Genomic DNA, 23,385 nt, shown 5'->3' with positions numbered 1-23,385 from the left:
GTGCGTTGTCCGCCTGAGGTGTCTCAGGACAGGTCGAGCTCCCGATCGAGCAGTGCGAAGATTTCGTCGTCCGACGCGGCGTCGAGCGGGGCGTCCCCGGCCTCGGGGTCACGGACGTCCACCGCGCCGTCCAGCCGGAACAGCAGGTCGCGCAGCCGGACCTTGACCCGGCCGTGCAGCGGCGACCCACCCGGCTCGCCGAACAGCGCCGCCTCCAGCCGGTCGAGGTCGGCCAGCACGCCGGACTCCGCCGGGGCCAGCGCCGCCAGCAGGTGCCCGGCCAGCGCGGCCGGGGTCGGGTAGTCGAAGGCCAGGGTGGTGCGCAGCTTGAGCCCGGTCGCCTCGGTGAGCCGGTTGCGCAGTTCCACCGCGGTCAGCGACTCGAAGCCCAGGTCGGTGAACGCGTCGTCGCCGCCGATCCCGGCCGCGGTGTCCCGGCCGAGCACCTCGGCGGTGTGCTCGCGGACCAGGTCCAGGACCAGTTCGGCGCGGGCGGGCGCGGGCAGTTCGCCCAGCCGCGCGGCCCAGCCGCCGCCGGGGCCGGGACGGGTCTCCGGCTCGGCGTGCGGCGCCCGGACGTACGCCGCGGGCAGCGCGCCCAGCACGACGTGCTCGGCGGAGAACACCGGCCGGCCGACGAGGTCGGTGGCCGAAACCGACACCGACTCCGGGCCGGTGGCGCGCAGCCGGACCCGCAACGCCGGGGCGCCGGGGGTGTGCAGGGCCAAGCCGCTCCACGAGGACGCGAGCCAGCCGCCGGACTCCGCCGCGGCGGGGAACAGCGCGACCGCCTGCAGGGCGGCGTCCAGCAACGCCGGGTGGAGGCCGTACCCCGCGCCGCTGCCGGCCGACGCCGGCAGCACCACCTCGGCGAACAGCTCGCCGTCGAGCGACCAGGCGCCGGTCAGGCCGCCGAACTCGGGACCCAGCTCGATGCCGTGCGCCCGCAGGCGGTCCCGGGCGGTCCCGGTGTCCTCGACGGCGGCACCCGGCGGCGGCCACTCCAGGGGCTCCGGCCCGGCCGCCGAACCCGCGGTCTCCGCCATGGTCCCGGTCGCGTGCCGGGTCCACGGCCCGCCCTGGGCGGCGCCGACGGAGTCCGGCCGGGCGAACACGCCGATCCGGCGTGCCCCGGCGTCGTCGACCGGGCCGATCCGCACCTGCAGGCACAGCGCGTCCTCGGCGAAGACGACCGGCAGGTGCTGGGTGAGCTCCTCGATCCGGGCGCAGCCCAGTTCGCCGGCCGCGTGCCCGATGAGCTCGACGAGCACGGCGGAGGGCAGCACGGTCCGGCCGAGCACGGTGTGCCCGGCCAGCCACGGGTGCTGCGCGGCCGAGAGGCGGCCGGTGAACAGCCAGCCGCCGTCCTCGGCGAGCTCGACGGCCGCGCCCAGCAGGGGGTGCCCGGCGGCCAGCAGCCCGGCGGCGGCGACCGTGGCGTCCGCGCCGGACTCCGGCAGGGACACCGGTTCGGCCACCCCGGGGAAGGCCGCGGTCCAGTCCACACTGGCGCCCGAGACGTAGGCCGCGGCGAGCGAGCCGAGGAACGAGCGGGGACCGTCCTCGCGGCGGCGGATGCTGCCGAGCACCACGGCCCGGCCGTCGAGGGCGTCGATCGTGTCCTGCACCGCGACCGTGAGCACCGGGTGCGGGCTGATTTCGGCGAAGACGCCGTGGCCCTGCTCGACCAGGCCGCGGGTGGCCTCGTCGAAGCGGACCGGGTTGCGCAGGTTGCGGAACCAGTAGCGGGCGTCGAGTGCGGCCGTGTCCAGCAGCCCTTCGGTCACCGTCGAATGGAACGGGACCACAGTGGACACCGGCGTCAGCGGCGCGAGGTCGGCCAGCAGCCGCTCGCGGATGTCTTCGATGTGCCGCGAGTGCGCGGCCAGCCCGACCGGGATGCGCCGCGCCCGCACGCCGCCGGCGGTCAGGTCGGCCAGGAGTTCCGCCACCGCCGGGGAATCCCCGGAGACGATCACCCACGACGGCGCGTTGACCGCGCCGATGTCCAGCCCGTCGCGGCCGGTCAGCCGCGACCGCACCTCGGCCACCGGCAGCGGCACCGAAATCATGTCGCCCCGCCCGGACAGCGTCGCCTGCGCGCGGCTCCACAACGCGGCCACGCGCATGCCGTCCTCGCGGGACAGGGCACCGGTCACGCAGGCGGCCGCGACTTCGCCGAGGCTGTGACCGACGACGGCGGCGGGCTCGACGCCGTGCGCGCGCCACAGCGCGGCCAGCGCCACCATCACCGCGAACAGCACCGGCTGCACGACGTCGGCGCCGTCCTCCAGGGTCGGCGCGCCGGGGTGTCCACGAAGGACGTCCACAACGGACCAGTCGGCGAACCGCGCGAGCGCGGTGTCGCAGCGGGCGAGTTCCGCGGCGAACACCGGTGACCAGCCGAGCAGGTCCAGGGCCATCCCCCGCCACTGCGAACCCTGCCCGGGGAAGACGAACACGACCCGCTCGGCGCGCCGGGCGCTGCCGCGCACGACGTCCGGCGGGGTCTGCCCGGCGGCGAGGGTCTCCAGCCCGCGCAGGCCGTCGGCGCGGTCGCCGGCCAGCAGCACGGCCCGGTGCGCGCGGCCGGTGTCCTCGGCGGCGACCGAGCGCGCGAACGACCCGAACGGCGTGTCCGGGTGGTCGGCGAGGTACCGCGCGAGCCGGTGCGCCTTCGACCGCAGGCCCGCCTTGCTGTCGGCGGAGACGATCAGGGGCACGACGTCGTGACCCCGGCCGGTGTGCTCGGGCTCGGTCGTCAGGGTCGGGGTGGCCACGGGAGTACCTCCGGGGTCGGGCGCTCAGGGCAGGCGCACGGAGAACGGGTTCCGGAACACGTCACCCGGGTCCCACCGCGCCTTGACCCGCTGCAGCCGGGGGTAGTTGTGCTGGTGGTAGAGCTCGTGCCAGGCCAGCCCGGAGGAGTTCCACCGCTCGTCCCGGACGTCGAAGTCCGGGTTGTTGACGTAGGAGCCGTTGGTGCGCTCGTCCGGCACCGGCACGCCGCCGGTCCCGGCGTAGACGTCGGCGTAGAACTCGCGCAGCCACGCCAGGTGCGGCTCGGGCTGCTCGGAGGCGTCCCAGTGCGTGGAGTAGACGAGCTTGAGGATCGAGTCGCGCTGCGCGATCGCGGTGTCCGTCGGCGAAAGCGCGTTCATCCGCCCGCCGCAGCCGACGAACATCACGCCGGCGCGGTGGTTGCCGTAGTCCTCGCGCAGCAGGTGCGCGTAGAGTTTCGCGGCCTGCTCGTCGGTGCAGCGCTTCCGCAGGTCCGCGGCCTTGATCTTGAAGCTCAGCGTGTGGTCGCCGCTGTCGGCGATGCCGCCCCACGACGTCGCGTGCAGCCACGGCAGCTCTTGGCGGCTGCTCAACGCCGGTTCGACGCCGAGGTCACGGCGGATCGCGGCGACGTGCTCGTCGAGCAGGCCGGCCGCGTTAGGGGCGGCGCTGTCGATTTGGGTCGACATGGCGACGAACTGGGACGCGCGCGTCCCGCACCACAGGCCGCTGTAGAGGTCCTCGTACGGGGAACCGGGGTCGCTGTGGCGCTCGTACCACTCGCCGTGGTTGCGCAGCAGGCGCGTGAACGCGGCTTCGTCGAGGGTGTCCCAGACCCAGACGTCCTGCTGCACCAGCAGCCGGGCGGGCGGGGCCGGCAGGAGGGCCTCGGGGCCGCCGGTCACGCCGGGGATCCGCAGCCAGTAGCGCGTCACGACGCCGAAGTTGCCGCCGCCCCCGCCGGTGTGCGCCCACCAGAGGTCGTGGTTCTCGTCACCCTCGTCACGGGTGGCGACCACCGCGTGCGCGGTGCCGTCGGCGTCCACCACGACGACCTCGACCGCGTACAGGTGGTCGGAGACGTAGCCGAACTTCCGCGACAGCGGGCCGTACCCGCCGCCCGCGATGTGCCCGCCCAGGCCGACGCTCGGGCAGGACCCGGCCGGGATGGTGACGCCCCAGCGCTTGTAGAGCGTCCGGTAGGCCTGGCCCACGGTCGCGCCCGGCTCGACGAAGAAGGCGTCGCGTTCGGTGTCGAAGCCGATTCCGTTCAGTTCGGACAGGTCGATGACCACCTGGACGTCCGGTGCGCCGACCATCGCCTCGACGCAGTGGCCGCCGCTGCGGACGGCGATCCGCCTGCCCTCGCGGACGGCGGTGCCGACCGCGGCCACGACCTCTTCCGTGGAGGTCGCCACGCAGACGTAATCGGGCTTGCCGACCCAGCGCTGATTCACCCCGCGCACGAGATCGGCGTACCGGGCGTCGTCCGGCAGAACTGTTACCGCACCCATCGATCGCCCTCATTCACCGGTTTGTTCATCGTCGTCGAACACTACGGCCGCGATCCCGCGCACTCCAACCCCTAACCCCCCGGAACCACGGCTCGACCTGGCGTTGCTTAGGGGCGCGTTAGGGGTTACCGGCCTGGTCGGCCGCTGCTACTTTCACCGTGCGGAAATCTTTGTTCTGCTAAAAACAAGGGCGGACAATCGTGGCCGAACTCTATTCATGGCACCCGATCGACGAGAATGCGGACGACAAGGAAGTAATCATCACGGTTGATTTCACGGTCACCGGACGGCCGGAGGCGGGGTTCGCCGAGCTCGCGAAGCACCTCGAGACGCCGTACGGCATCTGGGAGAGCCTGCCGCCCGCCGTCGGCGACGAGACCGGGATGACCGGCGACGACTACCTCGACCGGTGGACCACCGAGCTGCGCGCGAGCGGCACCGAGGTCAAGGCGGTGTTCGGCTACTGCGCGTCCAGCGTGTTCGCCCTGGCCATCGCCGAGCGCATCGCGATTTGGCAGGCGAAGCCGCGGGTGGTGCTGTTCGACCCGACCGCCGCGACCGGCTTCACCGTGCTGCACTACGGCTTCTTCCGCGTGGTGGACGCCCTCGCGGCCGTGCTCACCGAGGACGAGGTGCAGGCCGCGCACGCCGCCGGCGAGGCCGCCCAGCGCACCCACGACGACCTCGGGACGCTGACGAAGGAGTTCGTGCGCCTCTACCGCGAGGTCGGCACCACGGCGTTCGAGCGGGTCGAGCTGGACGCCGACCGCGCCGACGAGCTGGTCGCGTGGTTCAGCAGCTACCTGACCTACCTGGTGGCCGCCTCCCAGCTCACCGTCACCGGCGACCTCGACGGCGTCGACGTGATCCGCTCCGCCGAACTGCCCGGCGCGCTCGAGATCGGTGCGCGCGAGATCCGCTTCGACATCGACCACTCCGGCCTGCTCAGCCAGCCGGAGGTCGCGCAGGCCGTCCGCGGCCTGCTCCCCTGACCGCCCCGCCCGAAGCGGCACTTTCACGTGAAAGTGCCGCTTTCCGGAAAGACCAAGCAGGAGAGCTGATGCCGACGTCACCGACCGGTCTGGGCACCGGCACGGAAAGCCAAGCCGAAGCCGCGCTCGCCGGGCACCCCGGGGTCGCGCGGGCCGGCGTCACCCGCGAGCCCGGGACCGGGCGGCTCGTCGCCCACGTCGTGCCCCGGGACCCGGTCGCCGAGGACGGCGACGACCGCGCGCGCGTCGACGAGTGGCAGCTCATCTACGAGTGGGTCTACGGCGAGCTGCCCGAGGCCGGCGGGCTCGGCGAGAACTTCGTGGGCTGGCACAGCACCTACACCGGGCTGCCGATCGAGCTCGCGCAGATGCGGGAGTGGCGGGACGCCACCGTCGAGCGGATCCGGGCGCTGCGGCCGCGGCGGGTGCTGGAGATCGGCGTCGGCACCGGCCTGCTGATGGCCAGGCTCGCGCCGGCGTGCGAAGACTACGTGGCGACGGACTTCTCGGCGACGGTGATCGAGACGCTCACCGGGCAGGTCGCCGCCGATCCCGCGCTGGCCCACGTCACCCTGCACCACCGCGAAGCCACGGACTTCTCCGGGCTGCCGGCCGGCCACTTCGACACCGTGGTCGTCAACTCCGTCGTCCAGTACTTCCCCGGCATCGGCTACCTGGCCGACGTCCTGCGCCAGGCGGCCGCGCTGGTCGTGCCCGGCGGCGCGGTGTTCGTCGGCGACGTGCGGAACCTGCGGCTGCTGCGGGCCTTCCGCGCCGCCGTGCTGGCCGGCGAGCTGGCCGCTTCTCCGGACACCGCACGGGAACTGCTCGAAAACAGCGTCCTCGAGGAGAAGGAACTGCTCGTGGACCCGGACTTCTTCCCCGCGCTGGCCGCGTCGCTGCCCGGGATCGCGGCGGCGGACGTCCGGCTGAAACGGGCCCGCCACCACAACGAGCTGAGCCGGCACCGCTACGACGCCGTGCTGCGCAAGGAACCCGCGGAGACCGCCGAGCCCGCGCACACGCTGGCCTGGGACCCGGCTGCGCTGGAGGCGCTGCTGAGCGACCGGCGTCCGCCGTCCGCGCGGATCACCGGCGTGCCCAACGGCCGCGTCGCCCGCGAGCTGGCCGCCCTGGCCAAGCTGGACACCGGCACCGCGCCCGCCGCCGTGACCGCGCCGGACCCGGAGGACCTCCACGAGATCGGCCGCCGGCGCGGGTACCAGGCCGCGGTGACGTGGTCGGCCGAGGGCCCCGGCCTGGTCGACGTCGTGTACACCCGCGAGCCGGTCACCGTGCCCGCTTCGGCCGCCACGCCCGGGCTGCCGTTCACCGCGTACGCGAACGCGCCCTCGCGCGCCGCGAAGACGAGCACGTTCGTCGCCGAGTTGCGGGCCTACCTGGCCGCGCGGCTGCCCGCCGAGGCGGTTCCGCACGCCTTCGTCACCGTCGAAGACCTTCCCGAAGGGACCGGACATGCCGACCGCTGAGGGGACGCCGCGGATTCCGGCGACCCGCAAGGAAGAAGGGCTCTGGCTGCTCGAACGGCTGGTGCCCGGCGAAGGCGTCAACAACGTGCCGGGCGTCGCGCTGCGGGTGGCGGGCCGGCTGGACCGGGCCGTCCTGCAGGAGGCCGTCGCGCAGCTGGTGCGCCGGTACGACGCCCTGCGGACGGTCTTCCACGCCGACGACACCCGGCTCACCAAGTCGGTGCGCACGTCCTTCCCGATCCGCCTCGAAGGTTCGGAGAGCACCGACGTCGACAGCGCCCTGCGGGAGCTGATCACCCGGCCGTTCACCCTGGACGGATCGCCGCTGCTGCGCGTCGGCCTGTTCCACGGCCCCGAACACGACTCCATCGGCGTGGCCGTGCACCACCTCGTCTTCGACGGCACGTCGATGTCGATCTTCCTGGAGGAGCTCGCCGCCGCCTACGACGCGGTGCTCGCCGGTGACCTCCCGGACGCCGGCCCGCCCGTCCCGCTCTGGCCGGAGTCCGAGCCGAAGCCGGAAAGCCTCGCCTTCTGGCGCGAGCACCTGCGGGACTTCGACTCCGGCGGCCCCGGTCTCTGGTGCGGCGGCCAGGAAAGCGCACAGCCGACGCTGCGCGGCGAGCAGCTCGTCCGCCCGTTCTCCGCCGCGGCCAAGGACGTCGTCACCGCGCTGCAGAAGGAGCTCAAGGCCCCCGACGTCGTCGTGCTGCTGGCCGCCTACTACCTGCTGCTGCACGCCCACGGCGCCGGCCCCGACCTCGCCGTCGGCTTCCCGGTGAACGTCCGCAGCCAGCAGGCCCAGCGCGCGATCGGTTACCACGTCAACATCGTGCCGCTGCGGGTGCGGATCGACCCGGCCGAGACGTTCCGGGCGTTCAGCCGCCGGGTGCGCGATCTGTTCTTCGAGGCGATCGCGCACGCGGACGTGCCGATGGACGTCCTCCTGCCGGAGGTCGAGCGCGCCGGTTCGTCCTGGCGCACCACGATGTTCCGGCACGTCTTCAACTACCTGCCCTTCGGCGGCCGGGCGGCCACGAGCCTCGGCGGCGCGCCCGCGGAGGTCGTCGAAGTCGACCCCGGGCACAGCAAGTTCGACCTCGAGTTCGTCATCCTGCCCTCGGCGGAGGAAAGCCGCGTCAAGGCGGTCTACGGCGCCGAGGTGCTCGACCGCGGCGAGGTCGAGCTGCTGCTGGAGCGCTACGACGCCCTGCTCGTCGCGGCGGCGAGCGCCCCGGACCGGCCGCTGCGCGAACTGGACGGCTGGGGCGCCACCGACCACGCCGTCCTCGACGCCGCCGGCGAGCCCGCCGGAACGGACACCGTCCTCACCGCGATCGCCCGGCAGATCACCGGGAACCCCGGCGCGCCGGCGATCGTGACCGACGAGAGCACCACGTCCTACCGGGATCTCTGGCGCGCCGCGGCCGCGGTCACGACCCGGCTGGCCGACGCCGGGACCGGGCCGGGTGACGTCGTCGCCGTGACCGCCCCGCGCGGCCCGGCCTTCGCGGCGGCGATCCTCGGCAGCTGGCTGGCCGGCGCCACCGTCACGACTTCACCCTCCGCGGCGAAAATCGTGCTGGGCGCCGAAGAAATTTCCTACGCCGTCACGGTGGCCGTCGACCCCGGCGCCGCGGCCGTGTCCCCGGACAGCCAAGCGCTCCCCGGCGTGACCCACCGGGAGCTCGCCGACTCCGTCCGGCCGGTCCCGGTGGCCTCCCGGCCGGTGCTGTGGCTGTCCGCCAGCGTCCCGGAGCTGCTCCTGGCCCTGACCAACGGCGTGCCGCTGGTCGTGGCGCCCGACGCGGCCCGCACCGACGGCCACCTGCTCGCCGGGCTGCTCACCCGGCACGACATCGGCGTCGTGCACGCCACCCCGCTGGTCTGGGCCCGCGTGGCCGAGCAGCTCGGCGAGGCCGTCGGCGGCCGCACCGCGCTGATCGGCGCCGAACCCGCGCCCGGGCCGCTCGTCCGCACCCTCCGCGCGCTCGGCGCCGACGTCCACACGGTGTTTTCCGCCGGAGGCCGCTGGGTGCTGACCGACGGCGTGCCGGCCGCGGGTCTCGACGCCTACGTCGTCGCGCCGGACGGGCGGCGGCTGCCGCTGGGCGTGCGCGGTGAACTGAGGCTGGGCACCGCCACCGGCGTGCTCGCGCACTGGCGCACCGACGGCTCCCTGCACGTCCACGGCTTCCTGGACCGCCAGCTCACCTTCGGCGGCACCCGGGTCGACCTGGCGACCGTCGAGGACGCCCTGACCACCCACACCGACGTCGTCGCGGCCGCGGTGACCCTGCGGCCCGGCGCCGAGGACCTGGTCGCCGTCGTACAGGCGCCGGACAAGCCGCGACTCGCCGCCGAGCTGGCCCGGCACGCCGAGGCAGTCCTGCCGCCGCGGGCGCGTCCGGCCTGGTACCTGCGGGTCGACGCGCTGCCCGAGACGGCCGCGCACGAGGTGGACCGGGCCGCCGTCGCCGAGCTGGCCGCCACGGCCGGGCCGCCGCCGGCGGCGCCCGCCGAAGCCGCCTCCGACGCCACGACCAGTGCCGTGGTGGCGATGTTCGCCGAGCTGCTTAAGTGTGCCGACGTCACCCCGGACACCAATTTCTTCGCCAGTGGCGGGCATTCGCTGCTGGCCGCCCAGCTCGTCCAGCGGATCCAGAAGCGGACCGGGATCCGGCTGAAGCTGTCCGCCGCCTTCGCCCACCCGACGCCGGCCGCGCTGGCGGAGCTCATCGCGGGGAGCACCCGATGACCACGTCCTCCACCCCGGCACCGTTCCAGCGGGCCGAGACCATGCACGGCCTGTTCGAGTGGTGCGCTTCGCGGTGGCCCGGCCGCACCGCGCTGCACCACCGCGGCCGGGACACCACCTACCGCGAGCTGGCCGGACTCGCCGACGCCTACGCGGCCGAGCTGCAGGCCCGCGGCGTCGAACGCGGCTCGATCGTGCCGGTGCTGCTGCCCCGCTCCCCCGAGCTCTTCGCGACGCTGCTCGCGGTGCTCAAGTGCGGGGCCGCGTACGCCGCGCTGGACCTGCGGTGGCCGCCGAGCCGGCTCGGCGAGCTGATCGAGCACCTCGGCGGGCCGGTGGTCGCCGCCGAGCGCGGTACCTCCTGGCCGTCGGTGTGGTCGCCGCCGTCGCAGCCGATCCCGGGCGCCCGCCCGGGCGCGGTGGACGTCGGCACCGACGATCCCTGCGCGGTCTTCTTCACCTCCGGGACCACCGGGACGCCGAAGGGCGTGGTCACCGCGCACCGCGGCAACGTCCGGCTGTTCGACGACTGGCTGTTCACCCCGCTGGACTCCGGCGTGGTCATGCCGCAGGCGCTCGCGGCGACGTGGGACGCCTTCGGCCTCGACTCCTGGGGCGTGCTGTTCAACGGCGGCACCCTGGTCCTGCTCGAAGACACCCTCGAGCTGGCGACGAAACTGCGTGACCTGATCGCGATCCACGGCGTCACCACGATCTTCCCGCCCACCGCGGTGTTCCACAGCATGGTCGACAACGACCTCGACGCCTTCGCCGGCCTGCGCGCGGTCGGCACCGGCGGCGAGAAGCTCTCGGCTCGGCACGCGGCCCGGTTCCTCGAGGCGTACCCGGACATCCCGCTGTACAACATGTACGGCCCGGTCGAGTCGAGCGTCGCGGCCACCTGCCACCGCGTACGGCCGCAGGACCGCTCCGAGGTGCCGCTCGGGCTTTCCCTGCCCCACACCCAGGTGTACCTCCTCGACGGCGACCGGCCGGGCGACGTCGGCGAAATCTGCCTGGGTGGCCGGGGACTCGCGCTGGGGTACTTCGAGGACGAGGACCTCACCGCGCGGAAGTTCGTCACGGTTTCCCTGCCGTCCGGGCCGGAGCGCGTGTACCGCACCGGCGACCTCGGCCGCCGGACCGCCGACGGCCTGCTGCACTTCGAAGGCCGCGCCGACCGCCAGGTCAAGATCCGCGGCCACCGAATCGAACTCGACGACGTCGAGCAGAACGCCGGCCGCGTGCCCGGGGTCGGCGCGTGCGCGGTGGTGCCGGTGACCGGCGCCGACGGCGCTTACGAGGACCTCTTCCTGTGCTACACCGGTGCGCCGGACGAGGACGAGCTGCGGACCCACCTGGCCGAGCGGCTGCCCGGTTACCTGGTGCCCGCGCTCGTGCAACGGCTGGAACGGCTGCCCGTGCTGGAAGACCGGAAGGTGGACCGCCGCGCGCTGGCCGAGCTCGCCGCCCGGCTGCGGACGGCGGCCGCACCTGCGGACGGCCTGCCGCTGTCGGAAACCGAAGCCGCCGTGGCGGAGATCCTGCGTGAGATCATCGGCGTGCCGTCCATCGCCACCGACGTCTCGTTCTTCCGGCAGGGCGGGAACTCCTTGTCCGCGGCCCAGCTGTGCTCGCGGATCAGCCGCGACCTCGGCGTGAAGCTGCGGATCTCCCAGGTCTTCGAGGCGCCGACCGTGCGCGGGGTGGCCGGGCTGATCACCGCGGGGAAGCCGGCATGACGGTCCAGGACATGACCACGCAGATGCGGGTGCTGTGGACCCTCGGCGAACTCGGCGACCCCCTGGCGCTGCTGCTGCGCGGCCCGGAGGATCCCTACCCGCTCTACGAACGGATCCGCGCGAAGGGCCCGCTGCACCGCAGCGAGCTCGGGGCGTGGACGACGGTCGACCACGCGACGGCCACGAAGGTGCTGCGGGACCGCCGGTTCGGCGTCCTCAAGTCCGACGGCACGCCGATCAGCCCGGTGATCACCACGTTCGACAACTCGATGCTCGGAGCCGACGGCGCCGACCACGCACGGCTGCGGAAGCTGGCCACGCCGTTCCTGGGCCCCAAGGCGATCGCCGGCTTCCGCGACCGGCTGACGGCGATCTGCCACGAGCTGCTCGACCGCGTCGACACCGGCCGGGAGTTCGACCTGATGACGGCGTTCGCCGACCTCATCCCCGTCACCGTCGTCGCCACCATCTTCGACATCCCCGAGCCGTTCCTGAGCCGCTACCTCGAACACGGCCCGAAGTTCGGCTCGATCTTCGACGAGATCACCTCGGTGGAGCACATCACGGCCGTCCAGCGGTCGCTGGACGAACTCGACGCGCTGTTCACCGAGCTGATGGAGCTGCGCCTGGCCCACCCGGGCGACGACGCAATCAGCACGCTGCTCACCGCGCGCGCCGAGGACCGGCTGTCGACGCACGAACTGGTGTCGCTGTGCCAGCTGCTCACCCTGGCCGGCGCGGAGTCGACGGTGAACCTCATCGGCGTCGGCGTGAAGACCATGCTGGCGCGGCGGGACCAGTGGGAGAAGCTGGTGGCGGACCCGGACCTGGCCCCGCAGGCGGTCCAGGAGTCGCTGCGGTTCGAAGCGCCGGTCCAGCAGTCGAGCCGGGTGTCCACAGTGGATGTCTCAGTCGGTGACACGGTGATCCCCGCGGACACGGCGGTGGTGATCCTGACGGCGGGCTGCAACCGCGACCCCCAGGTGTGGTCCGACCCGGACCACTTCGACCTCACCCGCCCCACCACACCGGACAACCTCTCGTTCTCGGGCGGCTCGCATTACTGCCTGGGCGCGCCGCTGGCCCGCCTGGAGGCGGAGGTGGCGTTCCGCGTCCTGGCGACCCGCCTGCCGAACCTGCACCAGACGGCCCCCGCCGACCGCCGCCGCTCGGCAATCATCCGCGGCCTCCGCCACCTCCCGGTGACGAACGGCTGACGAGCACGAGGAAACGGCCGGCACCCCTCCGGGCGCCGGCCGTTTCGTGATGCCCGGATCCGTGATCCAGGAAGCATCATCCGTGACCAGATCCAGCCAGTTCCGCACCGCTCTCGCCCAACAGCGGATCCGGCCGTCGGTGGGGCGGGTCGGGTCCTGCTACGACAACACCGTCGCCGAAGCCTTCTTCGCCACGTTCAAAACCGAGATCGGCAAGGTGTGTTGGACGCCGCGGTCGGAGTGAAAACCGCGTCGGGCTGGACAGGACCGCGGGCGGCCGCGAGGTCGATCGCCTGGCAGACCAGGTCGGTGCGCATGTGCTCGGCCATGGCGTGCCCGACGACCTCCCGGGTGTGCAGGTCGGTCACGGTGGCCAGGTAGAGCGGGAGCGACCGGCCCGGCCGCGGGGCGGGTGGTGGTGCGGCGTTTGCGGCGGGTGATCCCGGTCAATCCGTTTTCGCGCATGAGCCGCTCGACCCGTTTGTGGTTCACCAGGTGGCCGCGGCGGTGCAGTTCGGCGGTGATCCGCGGGACGCCGTAGGCGCCGCGGTACTCGGCGTGGATCGAGGTGATCCCGCGGGATCCGCCGCCGGCAGGCCGGCTTCGGCGGCCTGTGTGGCGGTGTTGACCCAGGAGCGCAGGGTTTCGTGGTTGACCCCGAGTTCGCGGGCGATCGACCTGCGAGACACCAGGACATCCTCCCTCCAGAACACTGTCTGGAATCAAGGTGTCCGACCCCACGGGACAACTCCACGCGACTGGCGGGGCATCAGCCTGATGCCCCGCCCATCACACGTGATGCCCCTGAGCACACGCGTGATGCCCGTCAGCGCACCGCGACCCGGGTGCTCAGCGGCAGCGACGTCGAGGACGACCCCGCCTGGATCGCGCGCGTACCTGCTCCGCGCTTCCACGCCTTCGCCGTCGCGTCCCAATAGGACAGCTGGCGCGGGTCGACGTGGATCGTCAGAGTCCGGGAGGCACCGGGAGACAACGTCACCTTCGCGTAGCCGCCCAACGCCGTCGGCGGCTGCGGGGCCGTCACCTCCGGGCTCGGGCCGACGAACACCTGGGCCACCTCCGTGCCCGTGCGGGTGCCCGTGTTGCGGACCGTCACCTTCACGTCCAGGCCCCCGTCGGTGGCGTTCGCCGCCGTCAGGCCGCTGTAGGCGAACGTCGTGTACGAAAGCCCGAAGCCGAACGGGAACAGCGGGGCCGTCTTGTGGCCGGCGTACCAGCGGTAGCCGATGTCGACGCCCTCGGTGTAGCGCACCTGGCCGTCCTGCCCCGGGTACAGCCCCGCGCCACCGCTGACGAGCGTGTGGGCTTCGTCCACCGGGAACGTCTGCGTGAGCTTGCCCTGCGGGTTGACGTCGCCGTACAGCAACGCCGTCGTCGCCTCGGCGCCCTTCTGGCCCGGGTACCACATCTCCAGCACCGCGGCCGTCTTGGCCAGCCACGGCATCTTCACCGCCGACCCGGTGTTCAGCACCACGACCGTGCGCGGGTTCGCCGCGGCGACGGCGTCGATCAGCTCGTCCTGGTAGCCCGGCAGCGACAGGTCCGGCCGGTCGAGCCCCTCGGAGCTGTCGTCGTAGGCGAACACGACCGGTGTGGTGGCCGCCTTGGCCGCCGCCACCGCCTGGGCGATCTTCGCCTGCGCCGCGGCCGGGGTGATCCAGTGCAGGCTGACCTTCAGCGGGTTGACGAAGTCCGCGAACCCGTACAGCAGCAGCGTGTGCGGCCCCGCGGTCAGGTGCACGGTGATCCCGGTGTAGCCCGCCGCGATGGAATCGCCGAACAGGCCGCTCGCCGTCCCGTCCACCTGGAGGAACCCGCCGCCCCCGGTCGACTGCAGCTGGATGCTGTAGTCGCCCTCGCTCGGCGCGGAGATCGTGCCGTTGTAGAACACGCCCTCCGCACCGGCCGGCAGCCCGCCGCCCTGGGTGAAGGCCGGCGACAGCGCGCCGGCCGGCACGACCTCGCCCGCCGGGTCGTAGCCCGGGGTGTACGTCGTGGTGCTGCCCGCGCGCTGCTTGACGAGGTCCAGCGGCGCGGCCGGGGTGGCCGACGGCAGCACGTGCGAACTGCCGCCGCCGTTGAGCTTCGGCGTCTTCGCGTTGTAGCCGATGACCGCCACCTTGCCCGAACGCGCGGCGCTCAGCGGCAACGCCGCCTTTTCGTTACGCAGCAGGACCGCGCCGGCCTGGGCGACGTCCTGCGCGGTCGCCGTCAGCCCGGCGAGGTCGCGGGACGGCCGGGCCGGGTGGCCGAGCAGGTGGAAGCGGTCCAGCTGGCTCAGGATGCGGCCGACGGCCGTGTCCAAAGCGGACTGCGGGATGGTGCCCGCGATGAGGGCGGCCTTGAGCTGGTCGCCGAAGTACGTCCCGCCCGGCATTTCTTGGTCGAGCCCCAGCGGCAGGCTGCCGGGCGTCAGCGACATCCGCCAGTCCGACATCACCCAGCCCTGGAACGCCAGCTGCTCGCGCAGGATGCCGGTCAGCAGGTCCGGGTTCGCGCACGCGGACGGCCCGTTGAGGTTGTTGTACGAGCACATCACCGCGCCCGCACCGGCTTTCACGGCGGCCTCGAAGCCGGGCAGCTCGACCTCGTGCAGCGTCTGGTCGTCCATCAGGACGTCGATCGTCTGCCGGTCGTTCTCCTGGTTGTTCCCGGCCAGGTGCTTGACGACCGGGATGGTGCCCTGGCCGGCGATGCCCCGCACCTCGGCCCCGGCCATCCGCGACGTCAGCAGCGGGTCCTCGCTGAAGGTCTCGAAATTCCGGCCGCCGTAGGGGATGCGGATGGTGTTGACCATCGGGGACAGCAGCACGTCGGTGCCCAGCGCGCGGGCCTCGCGGCCGACCCCGGCGCCGTAGCGCGTGGCGAGCGACTCGTCGAAGCTGGACGCGAGCGAAACCGGTGCCGGCATGACGACCGACGGCTTGTCGACGCGCACGCCGGCGGAGCCGTCGGCCAGCCGCAGCGACGGGATCCCGAGCCGCGGCACGCCCGGCACGTACCCGGCCTCGCCGACGCTGTCCGGGTCGTTTCCGCCGTGCACCAGGGAAAGCTTCTCGTCGAGGGTCAGCTCGCCGACGAGGCCGCGCACCTTCGGCGAGAACTTCGCGATCGGGTCGGCCGCGGCACCGGAGGCCGCCGGCCCGGACGTCAGCAGCACGCCGGCGAGGACGACCGCCACCGCGCGCGGGCGCGTTCGTAGAAGATCATTACGCATAGTCACCCCAGAAACCCGCGAGCGGGTCACCCCCGCCGCTTGTTGGTCCAATCGAGACCAACCTAGGTGACTGTTGCACGCACCGTAACCCCTGTCTTGACCAGCACGGACGGGGCTCCCGGCGGCTAATTCCGCGTGACGTCCAGGCTGGCCTCGCCGCCGCGGATCTCCCCGAGGTGCAGGTGGTACCCCAGGAAATCGAGATCGACGCCCTGGAACAGCGAGACGCTGATGCCGTCGGTCAGGAAGGTCACGGAATTGTTGTCCATTTTCTGGACCTTCAGCTCCTGGCCGCCGAGGTCCACTTTGCCACCGCTGACGAGGTTGAAATGACAGGACCGTTCCGCGCACCCGAGGTCCACGAAATGGTCACACCCGGTCACCGTAAGGAAAGTGACCACGGCGAACAGGCACCCGGCAATCCGGCGACGCATGCTGATCCCCCCGGTTATTCGGCATACGGAATGACGATGGTGATTTCGGTCGGCCCGCCCGGCGGGCTGACGCACTCCACGATCCCGTCGAACGCCGCGACCCGCCGCTGGACGCCGGCGAGCCCGGTCCCGCGGCCGAAGTCGGCCCCGCCCTTGCCGTCGTCGGCGACGACGACCTGCAACGCGCCCGCCCGGTGCGTGACGCGCACCCGGACGCGCTTGGCGGCCGCGTGCTTGGCCGCGTTGGCCAGCAGTTCGGCCACGGAAAAGTAGACGGCCGACTCCAGGGCCGCGTCGGGCCGGCCGATCAGCCCGACCTCGACGTCGGTGGGCACCGGCGCGTCCATCGCGAGGTCCTCGAGCGCGGCGCCGAGGCCGCGGTCGGCGAGCATCGGGGGCTGGATGCCGTGCACCAGCCCGCGCAGTTCCCGCAGCGCGGCGGCGGACAGCTCCCGCGCGCCGGCCAGCTGCCGCCGGACCTCGTCGGGGTCGGTGTCGAGCAGCATCTCCGCGGTGCCGAGCGAGATGCCGATCGCGATCAGCCGCGCCTGGGCGCCGTCGTGCAGGTCACGCTCGATCCGCCGCAGCTCGGCGGCCTGCGCGTCGATCGCCGCGGCCCGGGTCGCGAACAGCCGCTCCACGCGCCGCGCGAGCAGGGCCCGCTCGTCCGGCGCCAGCAGCCACCGCGTCCAGGCCTCGTGCAGGCCGACCGCGCCCGGCGCGGCCACCAGCCCCAGCACGAGCAGCGCCAGCCCGGCGACGACGGTCCCGGCGATCCCGGCCGGGGTGTCCACCGGCAGCGGGAAGTACCACGCCCCGGCCGCGAGGTGCGCCGCGGTCAGCGGCGCGACCAGCAGGAACGCCCCGAAGCCGGCGAGGGCGACCGGGACGGCGGCGAGCAGGCCGCCCGACAGCGGGTTGACCACCAGCCAGCACAGGTCTCGCCAGGTCGCCGGGTCGGTGAAGAACCAGCGGCCGCGCCGCTGGGCGAGGGAGACCCAGCGGAACTTGTGGAAGTCGTAACCGTTCCAGTACCAGCCGTTCTCCGTGCGTTCCAGCGCCGGCAACGGGAGATAGGGCGACTCGATCGGGCGGCCGTGCAGCGCGGGCGCGCATTTGCGGGAAAGGGCCGGCAGCAGCCGGCACGCGGGAATGGCGACCAGTACGGTCAGTCCCGCGGCGGCGACGTATTCCGGCAGCCAGATCAGCGCGGGCACGGTGAGAACGGCGACTTGCACCACCGCGAAGAGCACGAAAACGACCAGCCGCGCCATTCCGGCGAGCCCCCGCCGGAGGGCGGAGACGCTGCGCCGGGGAATCGTCGACATCGCCAGATCATACTCTCCGCGGGAGAGTGTTCCCGGTCGGCTCATCGCGTCCCCCATCGTCTCCAGGGGGCCGGACCGGCCCGCTCGCACTCGAGGTCACTCCAGTGTGGCGGCGTCCCGGGGACCGGACAATCGGCCCAGCCCACTCCTAGGGGTATAGGAAGCCATACCCCTATGTTCGGCCTAACAGGCTCACGTCCACCGGTATCGCGACACTACCGTTGTCACCGGAGCAGCGCCACGACGCAAGCGAATGGCGTTCCGCACGAGAACGAACTCGCGAACCACCAGGAGCAAGCCATGAACGAAACCGGCATTCAACGCACCCCGGCCACCGCCTCCCCCGGAGAACCGCGCAACCCGCGGCTGGCGCTGTTCGCTTCCGCGGCCTTCGACCTGATCGTCCCGCTCGCCGTCTACTACATCCTGCGCCAGAACGGTGTCCCGCTGTTGACCGCCGCGATCATCGGTGGCATCGTCCCGGTGGTCCGGACCGTGTACGTCTTCGCCCGCTACCGCAAGATCGACGGGCTCGGCCTCTTCATGGTGACGATGATGGTCATCGGCACCGCGGTCTCGCTGATTTCGGGCGACGCGCGGTTCTTCTTCGCCAAGGACGGCTGGCTCACCGCGATGTTCGGCATCTGGATGCTGATCACGCTGTTCTTCGAGAAGCCGTTCTTCCTGCACGCCGGGGTCAGCATCGCGCGCACCAAGCGCGGCGGCGCCGGCGCCGAGGTGTGGGAGCGCCGCTGGGACACCGAACCGAAGATGCGCCACGGGCTGCGCCTGCTGACCGTCGTCTTCGGCGTCGGCATGATCGTGGACGCGGTCGTCCGCGTCGCGCTCGCCTACACGCTGCCGCTCGACGACATCAACCTGGTGACGACCGTGCAGTGGATCGTGGTCCTCGGCGGGCTCATCGGCTTCATGGCCTACTACACCCGCAAGCACGACCTGCGTGCCTGAGGGCCCCCGGCCGACCACCGCACCCCGAGGAGCTTTCCCATGGCACACATCGCGCTGCTGAACATCCCCGCGTACGGCCACGTCATGCCGACGCTGGACGTCGCCGCCGAGCTGGTCCGCCGCGGGCACCGCGTCACCTTCGCCACCACGGACCAGTTCGCGGACCTCGTGGCGGCGACCGGAGCGCAGGTCCTGCGCTACGAATCTTCGTTGACGCCGAAGCCGCGCACCGAGGACCCGCCCGCCGACTTCGCCGCGTGGCTGCCGCTGGTGCTGGTCATGGAAAGCACCGCGACGATCCCGGTGTTCGAGGCGGCGTTCGCCGGCGACGTACCGGATCTGATCCTCTACGACCGCACGGTCTACGCCACCGGGCGTGTGCTCGCCGCGAAGTGGGGCGTGCCCGCGGTGGAGCTGTTCCCCTCCTTCGCCTACAACGACCACTGGTCGCTGGCCAAGTTCCTCGGCGAGGAAAACGGTTTCAGCGAGGAACACCCCGCCCGCGTCGCCTTCCGCGAGAAGATCGCCGCACTGACCGCGGCCCACGGCGTCCCGGCGATCTCGCCGGCCGACTTCGCCATCGGCCGCGAAGAGTTCGCGGTCGCCTTCGTGGCCAAGGAATTCCAGTACCACGGCGAAACCTTCGACGACCACTTCGCGTTCGTCGGCCCGTGCCTGGGCGACCGGACGTACCAGGGCGGCTGGCAACCGCCGTCGGACGGGCGGCCGGTGCTGCTGGTCTCGCTCGGCACGGCGTTCAACGACCGGCCGGAGTTCTTCCGCGCCGTCGTGACGGCGTTCACCGGCGAGGACTGGCACGTCGTGCTTTCGATCGGCGCGCTCGACCCGGCGACGCTGGGTGAGCTGCCGCCGAACGTCGAGGCGCACGCCCACCTGCCGCAGCTGACGGTGCTGGAGCACGCCTCGGCTTTCCTCACCCACTCGGGCATGGGCGGGACGATGGAGGCGCTGTACTTCGACACGCCGATGGTCACCCTGCCGCAGAGCGTCGAGCAGGCCGCCGTCGCCCACCGGGTCGCCGAGCTCGGCCTCGGCACGAACCTCGCCGGCCAGGAGCCGACACCCGAGCTGCTGCGCACCGCCGTGCGGTCGACGGCCGCCGACGGGCGGATCCGCGCCGCGGTCGCGGCGATGGGCGCGCGGGTCCGCGCCGCCGGTGGCGCGGCGCGCGCGGCCGACGAGCTCGAGCGGCACCTCAAACACGCTTCCTGACCCGCTGGTTCGGCAGAACCAGCCGCCGGTGGGGAAGGGCCGAGGTTGTCCCCCAGCACCGCGGCCCTTCCTCACCTCTTCCTGTCCATACTGATCTCCTGGAGGCCCGGCGTGCCGGACGCTGTGGTGGTAAGGGACCTCGTCAAGAGGTACCCGAAAGCAGAACGGCCTGCGGTCGACGGCCTCGGTTTCACCATCGCCGCCGGCGAGGTGTTCGGCCTGCTGGGCCCCAACGGCGCGGGCAAGACGACGACGGTCAGCATGCTGACCACCCGCGCGCTGCCGACGTCCGGCCGGGCCGAGGTGGCCGGCATCGACGTCGTCAAGCACGCGACGGCGGCCCGGCAGGCGCTGGCCGTCGTGCCGCAGCGCAACAACCTCGACCAGTCATTGACCGTGCGGCAGAACCTGCTGTTCCACGCCGCCTACCACGGCATGGGCCGCGCGCAGCGGCACCGCCGGGCCGACGAGCTGATCGAGTGGATGGGCCTCGGCCCGCGCGCGAAGGCCCGCGTCGACGAGATGTCCGGCGGCCAGGCCCAGCGCGTGATGATCGCCCGCGCATTGATGCACCGGCCGCAGGTGATGTTCCTCGACGAGCCGGCGACCGGGCTGGACCCGCAGTCGCGGTTGTTCGTGCACGAGCGCGTCGCCGAGCTGACCGCCGAGGGCGTCACGGTGGTGGTCACCACGCACGACATGGACGAAGCGGCCAAGCTGTGCGACCGGGTCGGCATCGTCGACCACGGCAAGCTGCTGGCGCTCGACACCACGGACGCGCTGACGCGGTCCCTGCCCGGCAACACCACCCTCACCGTGGGCGTGGGCCTGGCGGATTCGCCCGCCGAAGCCGTCGGGAAGGAACTGGAGCAGGTGCCGTCGGTGGAGCGGGTCGAGCGGCTCGCCGCGGCCGGCCGGGCCGCCGCCGACGAGAAGGCCGTCCAGTTCCGCCTGTACACCGAAGCCGAGCCGGCGTCGCTGCTGCCGGGTGTCCTGGCCGTGCTGGGCCGCGAGCGGTGCGAAGTCACCGGCATCTCGTTCGGCAAGCCCACCCTCGAAGACGTGTTCATCTCCATCACCGGACGGGACCTCCGATGACCGCCGCCACTGCCGCTCCGCAGCCCGGCCAGGCCCGCGCGTTCTTCGCGGTGCTCGGCCGCGACGCCTTCGTCACCGGCCGCGAGCTGCTGCCGTTCCTGGCCCAGATGCTGATCCAGCCGCTATTCCTGCTGTTCATCTTCGGCAAGGTGCTGTCCCAGATCGGCTACGCGGGCGCGGGGTACGCGCAGATCCTGCTGCCCGGCATGGTGGCGATGAACGCGTTCACCGGCGCGCTGCAGAACACCGCGCTGCCGCTGGTGCTGGACTTCTCGGTGACGCGGGAGATCGAGGACCGCCTGCTGGCCCCACTGTCGATCCGCCTGGTGGCGGTGGAGAAGATGCTGTTCGGCGCGATCCGCGGCATCATCGCGGGCCTGGTGATGATCCCGATCGGCCTGCTCATCCTGGACGGCGTCCGCTGGAGCCCGGCGGCCCTGCCGGGCGTCGCGGGTGTCGTCGCGCTGGGCTCGCTGGCGGGCGCGGCGGTGGGCATGGTGCTGGGCACGATCGTCCCGCCCCGGCACATCAACCTGGTGTTCACCATCCTCCTGGTCCCCCTCATCTTCACCGGTTCGGGTCAGTTCCCCTGGCTGAGCCTGTCCGGTTTGCGATGGTTCCAGGTGATCTGCGCGGCGAACCCGCTGACGTACGTGTCGGAGGCGCTACGCCGGCTGGTGATGCCGGGCCAGGTCCCGTCGATCCCGCTGTGGATCTCCCTGCTGGTGATGGTGGCGGCCACGGCGATCTTCGGCGCGTTCGGCATCGCCGGGTTCCTGAAGCGCGCCCTGGACTGACGCGCCGCGGCCGGGCGGTACGGTGGGGCCACCCCAGCCCCGGCCCCGCCCGGCCCGGAAACCCAGGAGCGGTTCGTGCGCGTTGTCCTCGCGGAGGATCTCTACCTGCTTCGAGACGGCATGACGAGGCTCCTCGAGGCACACGGGTTCACCGTGGTGAGCGCGGTCGGCAACGCCACAGAGCTGCTGAAGGCGATCGACGACGAGGCACCGGACATCGCGGTGGTGGACGTGCGGCTCCCGCCGGGGTTCAGCGACGAGGGGATCAAGGCCGCCCTGGCGGCCCGCCGCCGCCGGCCGGGGTTGCCGGTGCTGGTGCTGTCCCAGCACGTCGAGCAGACGTACGCGCGCGAGCTGCTGGCGGACGGGGCCGGCGCGATCGGGTACCTGCTGAAGGACCGGGTGCTCAACGCGGACCAGTTCGTCGACGCGCTCCGCATGGTGGCGGCGGGAGGTACCGCGATGGACCCCGAGGTGATCACGAAGCTGCTGGCCGGCCGGTCGCGCAAGGACCCGCTGGACGCGTTGACCCCGCGGGAGCGCCAGGTGCTGGAGCTGATGGCGGAGGGCCGCTCCAACGCGGCGATCGCGCAGCGGCTGACGATCAGCGAGGCCGCGGTGGGCAAGCACACGGCCAGCATCTTCACGAAGCTGGACCTGGCCCAGCACGAGGACGACAACCGGCGGGTGCTGGCCGTGCTGACGTACCTGAGCAGCAAGGTCCGGCAGTGACCTACCCGTAGAACTTCCGCACCCGGGACACGATGTACTCCTGGTCGTCCTCGCCCAGCGACGTGTACGTGGGCAGGTACAACCCCTCCTCGGCGAACCGGTTGGCCCGCAACGAAACCCAGACCGGATCGAGGTACATCGGCTGCCGGCTCATCGGCTTGAAGAACACCCGGGTCTCGATGCCCTCGGCCGTCAGGTACGCCCGCAGCTCGTCCCGCCGGTCGCAGAGCAGGTCGTACATCCACAGCACGTCACGCCGGGGCATCAGCGTCACCCCGGGGACGTCGCGCAGCCCGGCGTCGTACCGGGCCTCGATCTCCGCGCGCAACGCCAGGATCGCGTCCAGCTGCGACACCTGGGCGGTCGCCACCGCCGCCTGCAGGTTCGTCATGCGGAAGTTGTAGCCGAGCTTCTTGTGCAGGAACGTGTGGTCGCGGTTGAACGCCATCCCCCGCAGGTGCTTCATCTGCTCCGCCAGGCGCGGGTCCGCCGTCACGCAGATCCCGCCCTCGCCCGAGGCGATGATCTTGTTCGCGAACAGGGAGAAGCAGGCGATGTCGCCCACCGGGCGCACCCCGTGCGCCTCCGCGGAATCCTCCACCACCCGCAGGTTGTACTCGTACGCCAGCTCCATGATCGCGTCCATGTCGCACTGACGCCCGTAGACGTGCACCGGCATGATCGCCCGGGTCCGCGGGGTGATCTTCGCTTCGATCAGCGAGACGTCGATGTTCAGGTCGTCGCCGCAGTCGACGAACACCGGGGTGGCGCCGGTGTACGTCACCGCCCAGGCCGACGCGATCATCGTGAACTCCGGGACGATCACCTCGTCGCCCGGGCCGATCCCCAGCGCCCGCAGCGCCAGGGTCAACGCCGTCGTGCCCGAGGAACACGCCACCCCGTGCGCGACTCCGTTGTACGCCGCGAAAGCCTCCTCGAACCGGGCCACGTACGGCCCCTGCGAAGAGATCCAGCCACTCGTCACCGCGTCGGTGACGTTGGCCAGCTCGTCGCCGTTGAGGTACGGCCGGGAAACCGGGTACTTGACGGACATGCCGATTC

Annotated in this window: 18 protein-coding genes; 10 read left to right on the top strand and 8 right to left on the bottom strand. The window is 72.3% G+C overall.

All coding sequences use genetic code 11. The features are described 5' to 3' along the window. Positions 1-23: 23 nt before the first annotated feature. Together C2L59_RS06875 and C2L59_RS06870 are read right to left on the bottom strand one after the other, a co-directional pair. On the bottom strand, positions 24-2,780 hold the full coding sequence (locus C2L59_RS06875) for an acyltransferase domain-containing protein (RefSeq protein ID WP_103348673.1): 2,757 nt from the start codon (positions 2,778-2,780) through the stop codon (positions 24-26). 24 nt (positions 2,781-2,804) lie between these two features. Then, the gene (locus tag C2L59_RS06870; protein WP_233223312.1) at positions 2,805-4,295 is read right to left on the bottom strand and encodes an FAD-binding oxidoreductase; all 1,491 of its coding nucleotides are present in this window, start codon (positions 4,293-4,295) and stop codon (positions 2,805-2,807) included. Positions 4,296-4,495: 200 nt separating this feature from the next. On the opposite strand from C2L59_RS06870, the gene C2L59_RS06865 reads away from it, so the two are divergent. The 5 genes from C2L59_RS06865 to C2L59_RS50030 all read left to right on the top strand — a co-directional run bounded on the left by C2L59_RS06865 (position 4,496) and on the right by C2L59_RS50030 (position 12,494). After that, positions 4,496-5,287, top strand: a complete 792-nt coding sequence (locus C2L59_RS06865; protein ID WP_103348671.1) for a hypothetical protein — start codon at positions 4,496-4,498, stop codon at positions 5,285-5,287. A gap of 68 nt (positions 5,288-5,355) precedes the next feature. Next, entirely contained in the window at positions 5,356-6,777 is a 1,422-nt protein-coding gene (locus C2L59_RS06860; RefSeq protein WP_103348670.1) for a methyltransferase, read from the top strand. Next, positions 6,764-9,535, top strand: a complete 2,772-nt coding sequence (locus C2L59_RS06855; protein WP_103348669.1) for a condensation domain-containing protein — start codon at positions 6,764-6,766, stop codon at positions 9,533-9,535. Before C2L59_RS06860 ends, C2L59_RS06855 begins: the two co-directional genes overlap by 14 nt. Continuing rightward, the gene (locus tag C2L59_RS06850) at positions 9,532-11,277 is read left to right on the top strand and encodes a non-ribosomal peptide synthetase (protein ID WP_103348668.1); all 1,746 of its coding nucleotides are present in this window, start codon (positions 9,532-9,534) and stop codon (positions 11,275-11,277) included. Before C2L59_RS06855 ends, C2L59_RS06850 begins: the two co-directional genes overlap by 4 nt. After that, positions 11,274-12,494 carry a cytochrome P450 gene (locus C2L59_RS50030; RefSeq protein ID WP_103348667.1) on the top strand — a complete coding sequence of 407 codons (1,221 nt, stop codon included), beginning with the start codon at positions 11,274-11,276 and terminating at the stop codon, positions 12,492-12,494. Before C2L59_RS06850 ends, C2L59_RS50030 begins: the two co-directional genes overlap by 4 nt. A gap of 159 nt (positions 12,495-12,653) precedes the next feature. Here the strand turns inward: C2L59_RS50030 and C2L59_RS50230 are convergent, their stop codons facing one another. The 5 genes from C2L59_RS50230 to C2L59_RS06825 form a co-directional block, all read right to left on the bottom strand. After that, on the bottom strand, positions 12,654-13,007 hold the full coding sequence (locus C2L59_RS50230; protein WP_370444720.1) for an IS3 family transposase: 354 nt from the start codon (positions 13,005-13,007) through the stop codon (positions 12,654-12,656). Next, a complete protein-coding gene (locus C2L59_RS48620) occupies positions 12,983-13,183 on the bottom strand; it encodes a helix-turn-helix domain-containing protein (RefSeq protein WP_233223309.1) in 201 nt (66 codons plus the stop codon). The genes C2L59_RS50230 and C2L59_RS48620 overlap by 25 nt, the downstream gene beginning before the upstream one ends. Positions 13,184-13,320: 137 nt before the next feature. Continuing rightward, positions 13,321-15,696, bottom strand: a complete 2,376-nt coding sequence (locus C2L59_RS06835) for a beta-glucosidase (RefSeq protein ID WP_233223308.1) — start codon at positions 15,694-15,696, stop codon at positions 13,321-13,323. A 161-nt stretch (positions 15,697-15,857) separates the two neighbouring features. Continuing rightward, positions 15,858-16,115 (bottom strand): hypothetical protein, encoded by a 258-nt coding sequence (locus C2L59_RS06830; RefSeq protein ID WP_146060273.1) that lies wholly within the window; start codon positions 16,113-16,115, stop codon positions 15,858-15,860. 65 nt (positions 16,116-16,180) lie between these two features. Continuing rightward, positions 16,181-17,494 (bottom strand): histidine kinase, encoded by a 1,314-nt coding sequence (locus C2L59_RS06825; RefSeq protein WP_146060272.1) that lies wholly within the window; start codon positions 17,492-17,494, stop codon positions 16,181-16,183. Positions 17,495-17,794: 300 nt separating this feature from the next. Here C2L59_RS06825 and C2L59_RS06820 point away from each other — a divergent pair, with 300 nt between their 5' ends. The 5 genes from C2L59_RS06820 to C2L59_RS06800 all read left to right on the top strand — a co-directional run bounded on the left by C2L59_RS06820 (position 17,795) and on the right by C2L59_RS06800 (position 22,323). Further along, the gene (locus C2L59_RS06820; RefSeq protein WP_103348663.1) at positions 17,795-18,463 is read left to right on the top strand and encodes a VC0807 family protein; all 669 of its coding nucleotides are present in this window, start codon (positions 17,795-17,797) and stop codon (positions 18,461-18,463) included. Positions 18,464-18,502: 39 nt separating this feature from the next. Beyond that, positions 18,503-19,696 carry a macrolide family glycosyltransferase gene (locus C2L59_RS06815; protein ID WP_103348662.1) on the top strand — a complete coding sequence of 398 codons (1,194 nt, stop codon included), beginning with the start codon at positions 18,503-18,505 and terminating at the stop codon, positions 19,694-19,696. Between the two features lie 111 nt (positions 19,697-19,807). Further along, positions 19,808-20,794: an ABC transporter ATP-binding protein gene (locus C2L59_RS06810; protein ID WP_103348661.1), complete on the top strand. Its 987-nt coding sequence runs from the start codon at positions 19,808-19,810 to the stop codon at positions 20,792-20,794. Beyond that, entirely contained in the window at positions 20,791-21,591 is an 801-nt protein-coding gene (locus C2L59_RS06805; RefSeq protein ID WP_103348660.1) for an ABC transporter permease, read from the top strand. Before C2L59_RS06810 ends, C2L59_RS06805 begins: the two co-directional genes overlap by 4 nt. 75 nt (positions 21,592-21,666) lie before the next feature. Further along, positions 21,667-22,323, top strand: coding sequence for a response regulator transcription factor (locus C2L59_RS06800; protein ID WP_103348659.1), 657 nt, complete (start codon positions 21,667-21,669; stop codon positions 22,321-22,323). 1 nt (position 22,324) lies between these two features. On the opposite strand, the gene C2L59_RS06795 is transcribed toward C2L59_RS06800, so the two are convergent. Further along, positions 22,325-23,377 (bottom strand): DegT/DnrJ/EryC1/StrS aminotransferase family protein, encoded by a 1,053-nt coding sequence (locus C2L59_RS06795; RefSeq protein WP_103348658.1) that lies wholly within the window; start codon positions 23,375-23,377, stop codon positions 22,325-22,327. Positions 23,378-23,385 lie beyond the last annotated feature (8 nt).

This window comes from Amycolatopsis sp. CA-128772, from assembly GCF_002904295.1.
GTDB lineage: Bacteria > Actinomycetota > Actinomycetes > Mycobacteriales > Pseudonocardiaceae > Amycolatopsis.
Note: the sequence above shows the minus strand (reverse complement) of the source record. Positions and strands in the feature narration are given on the sequence as shown.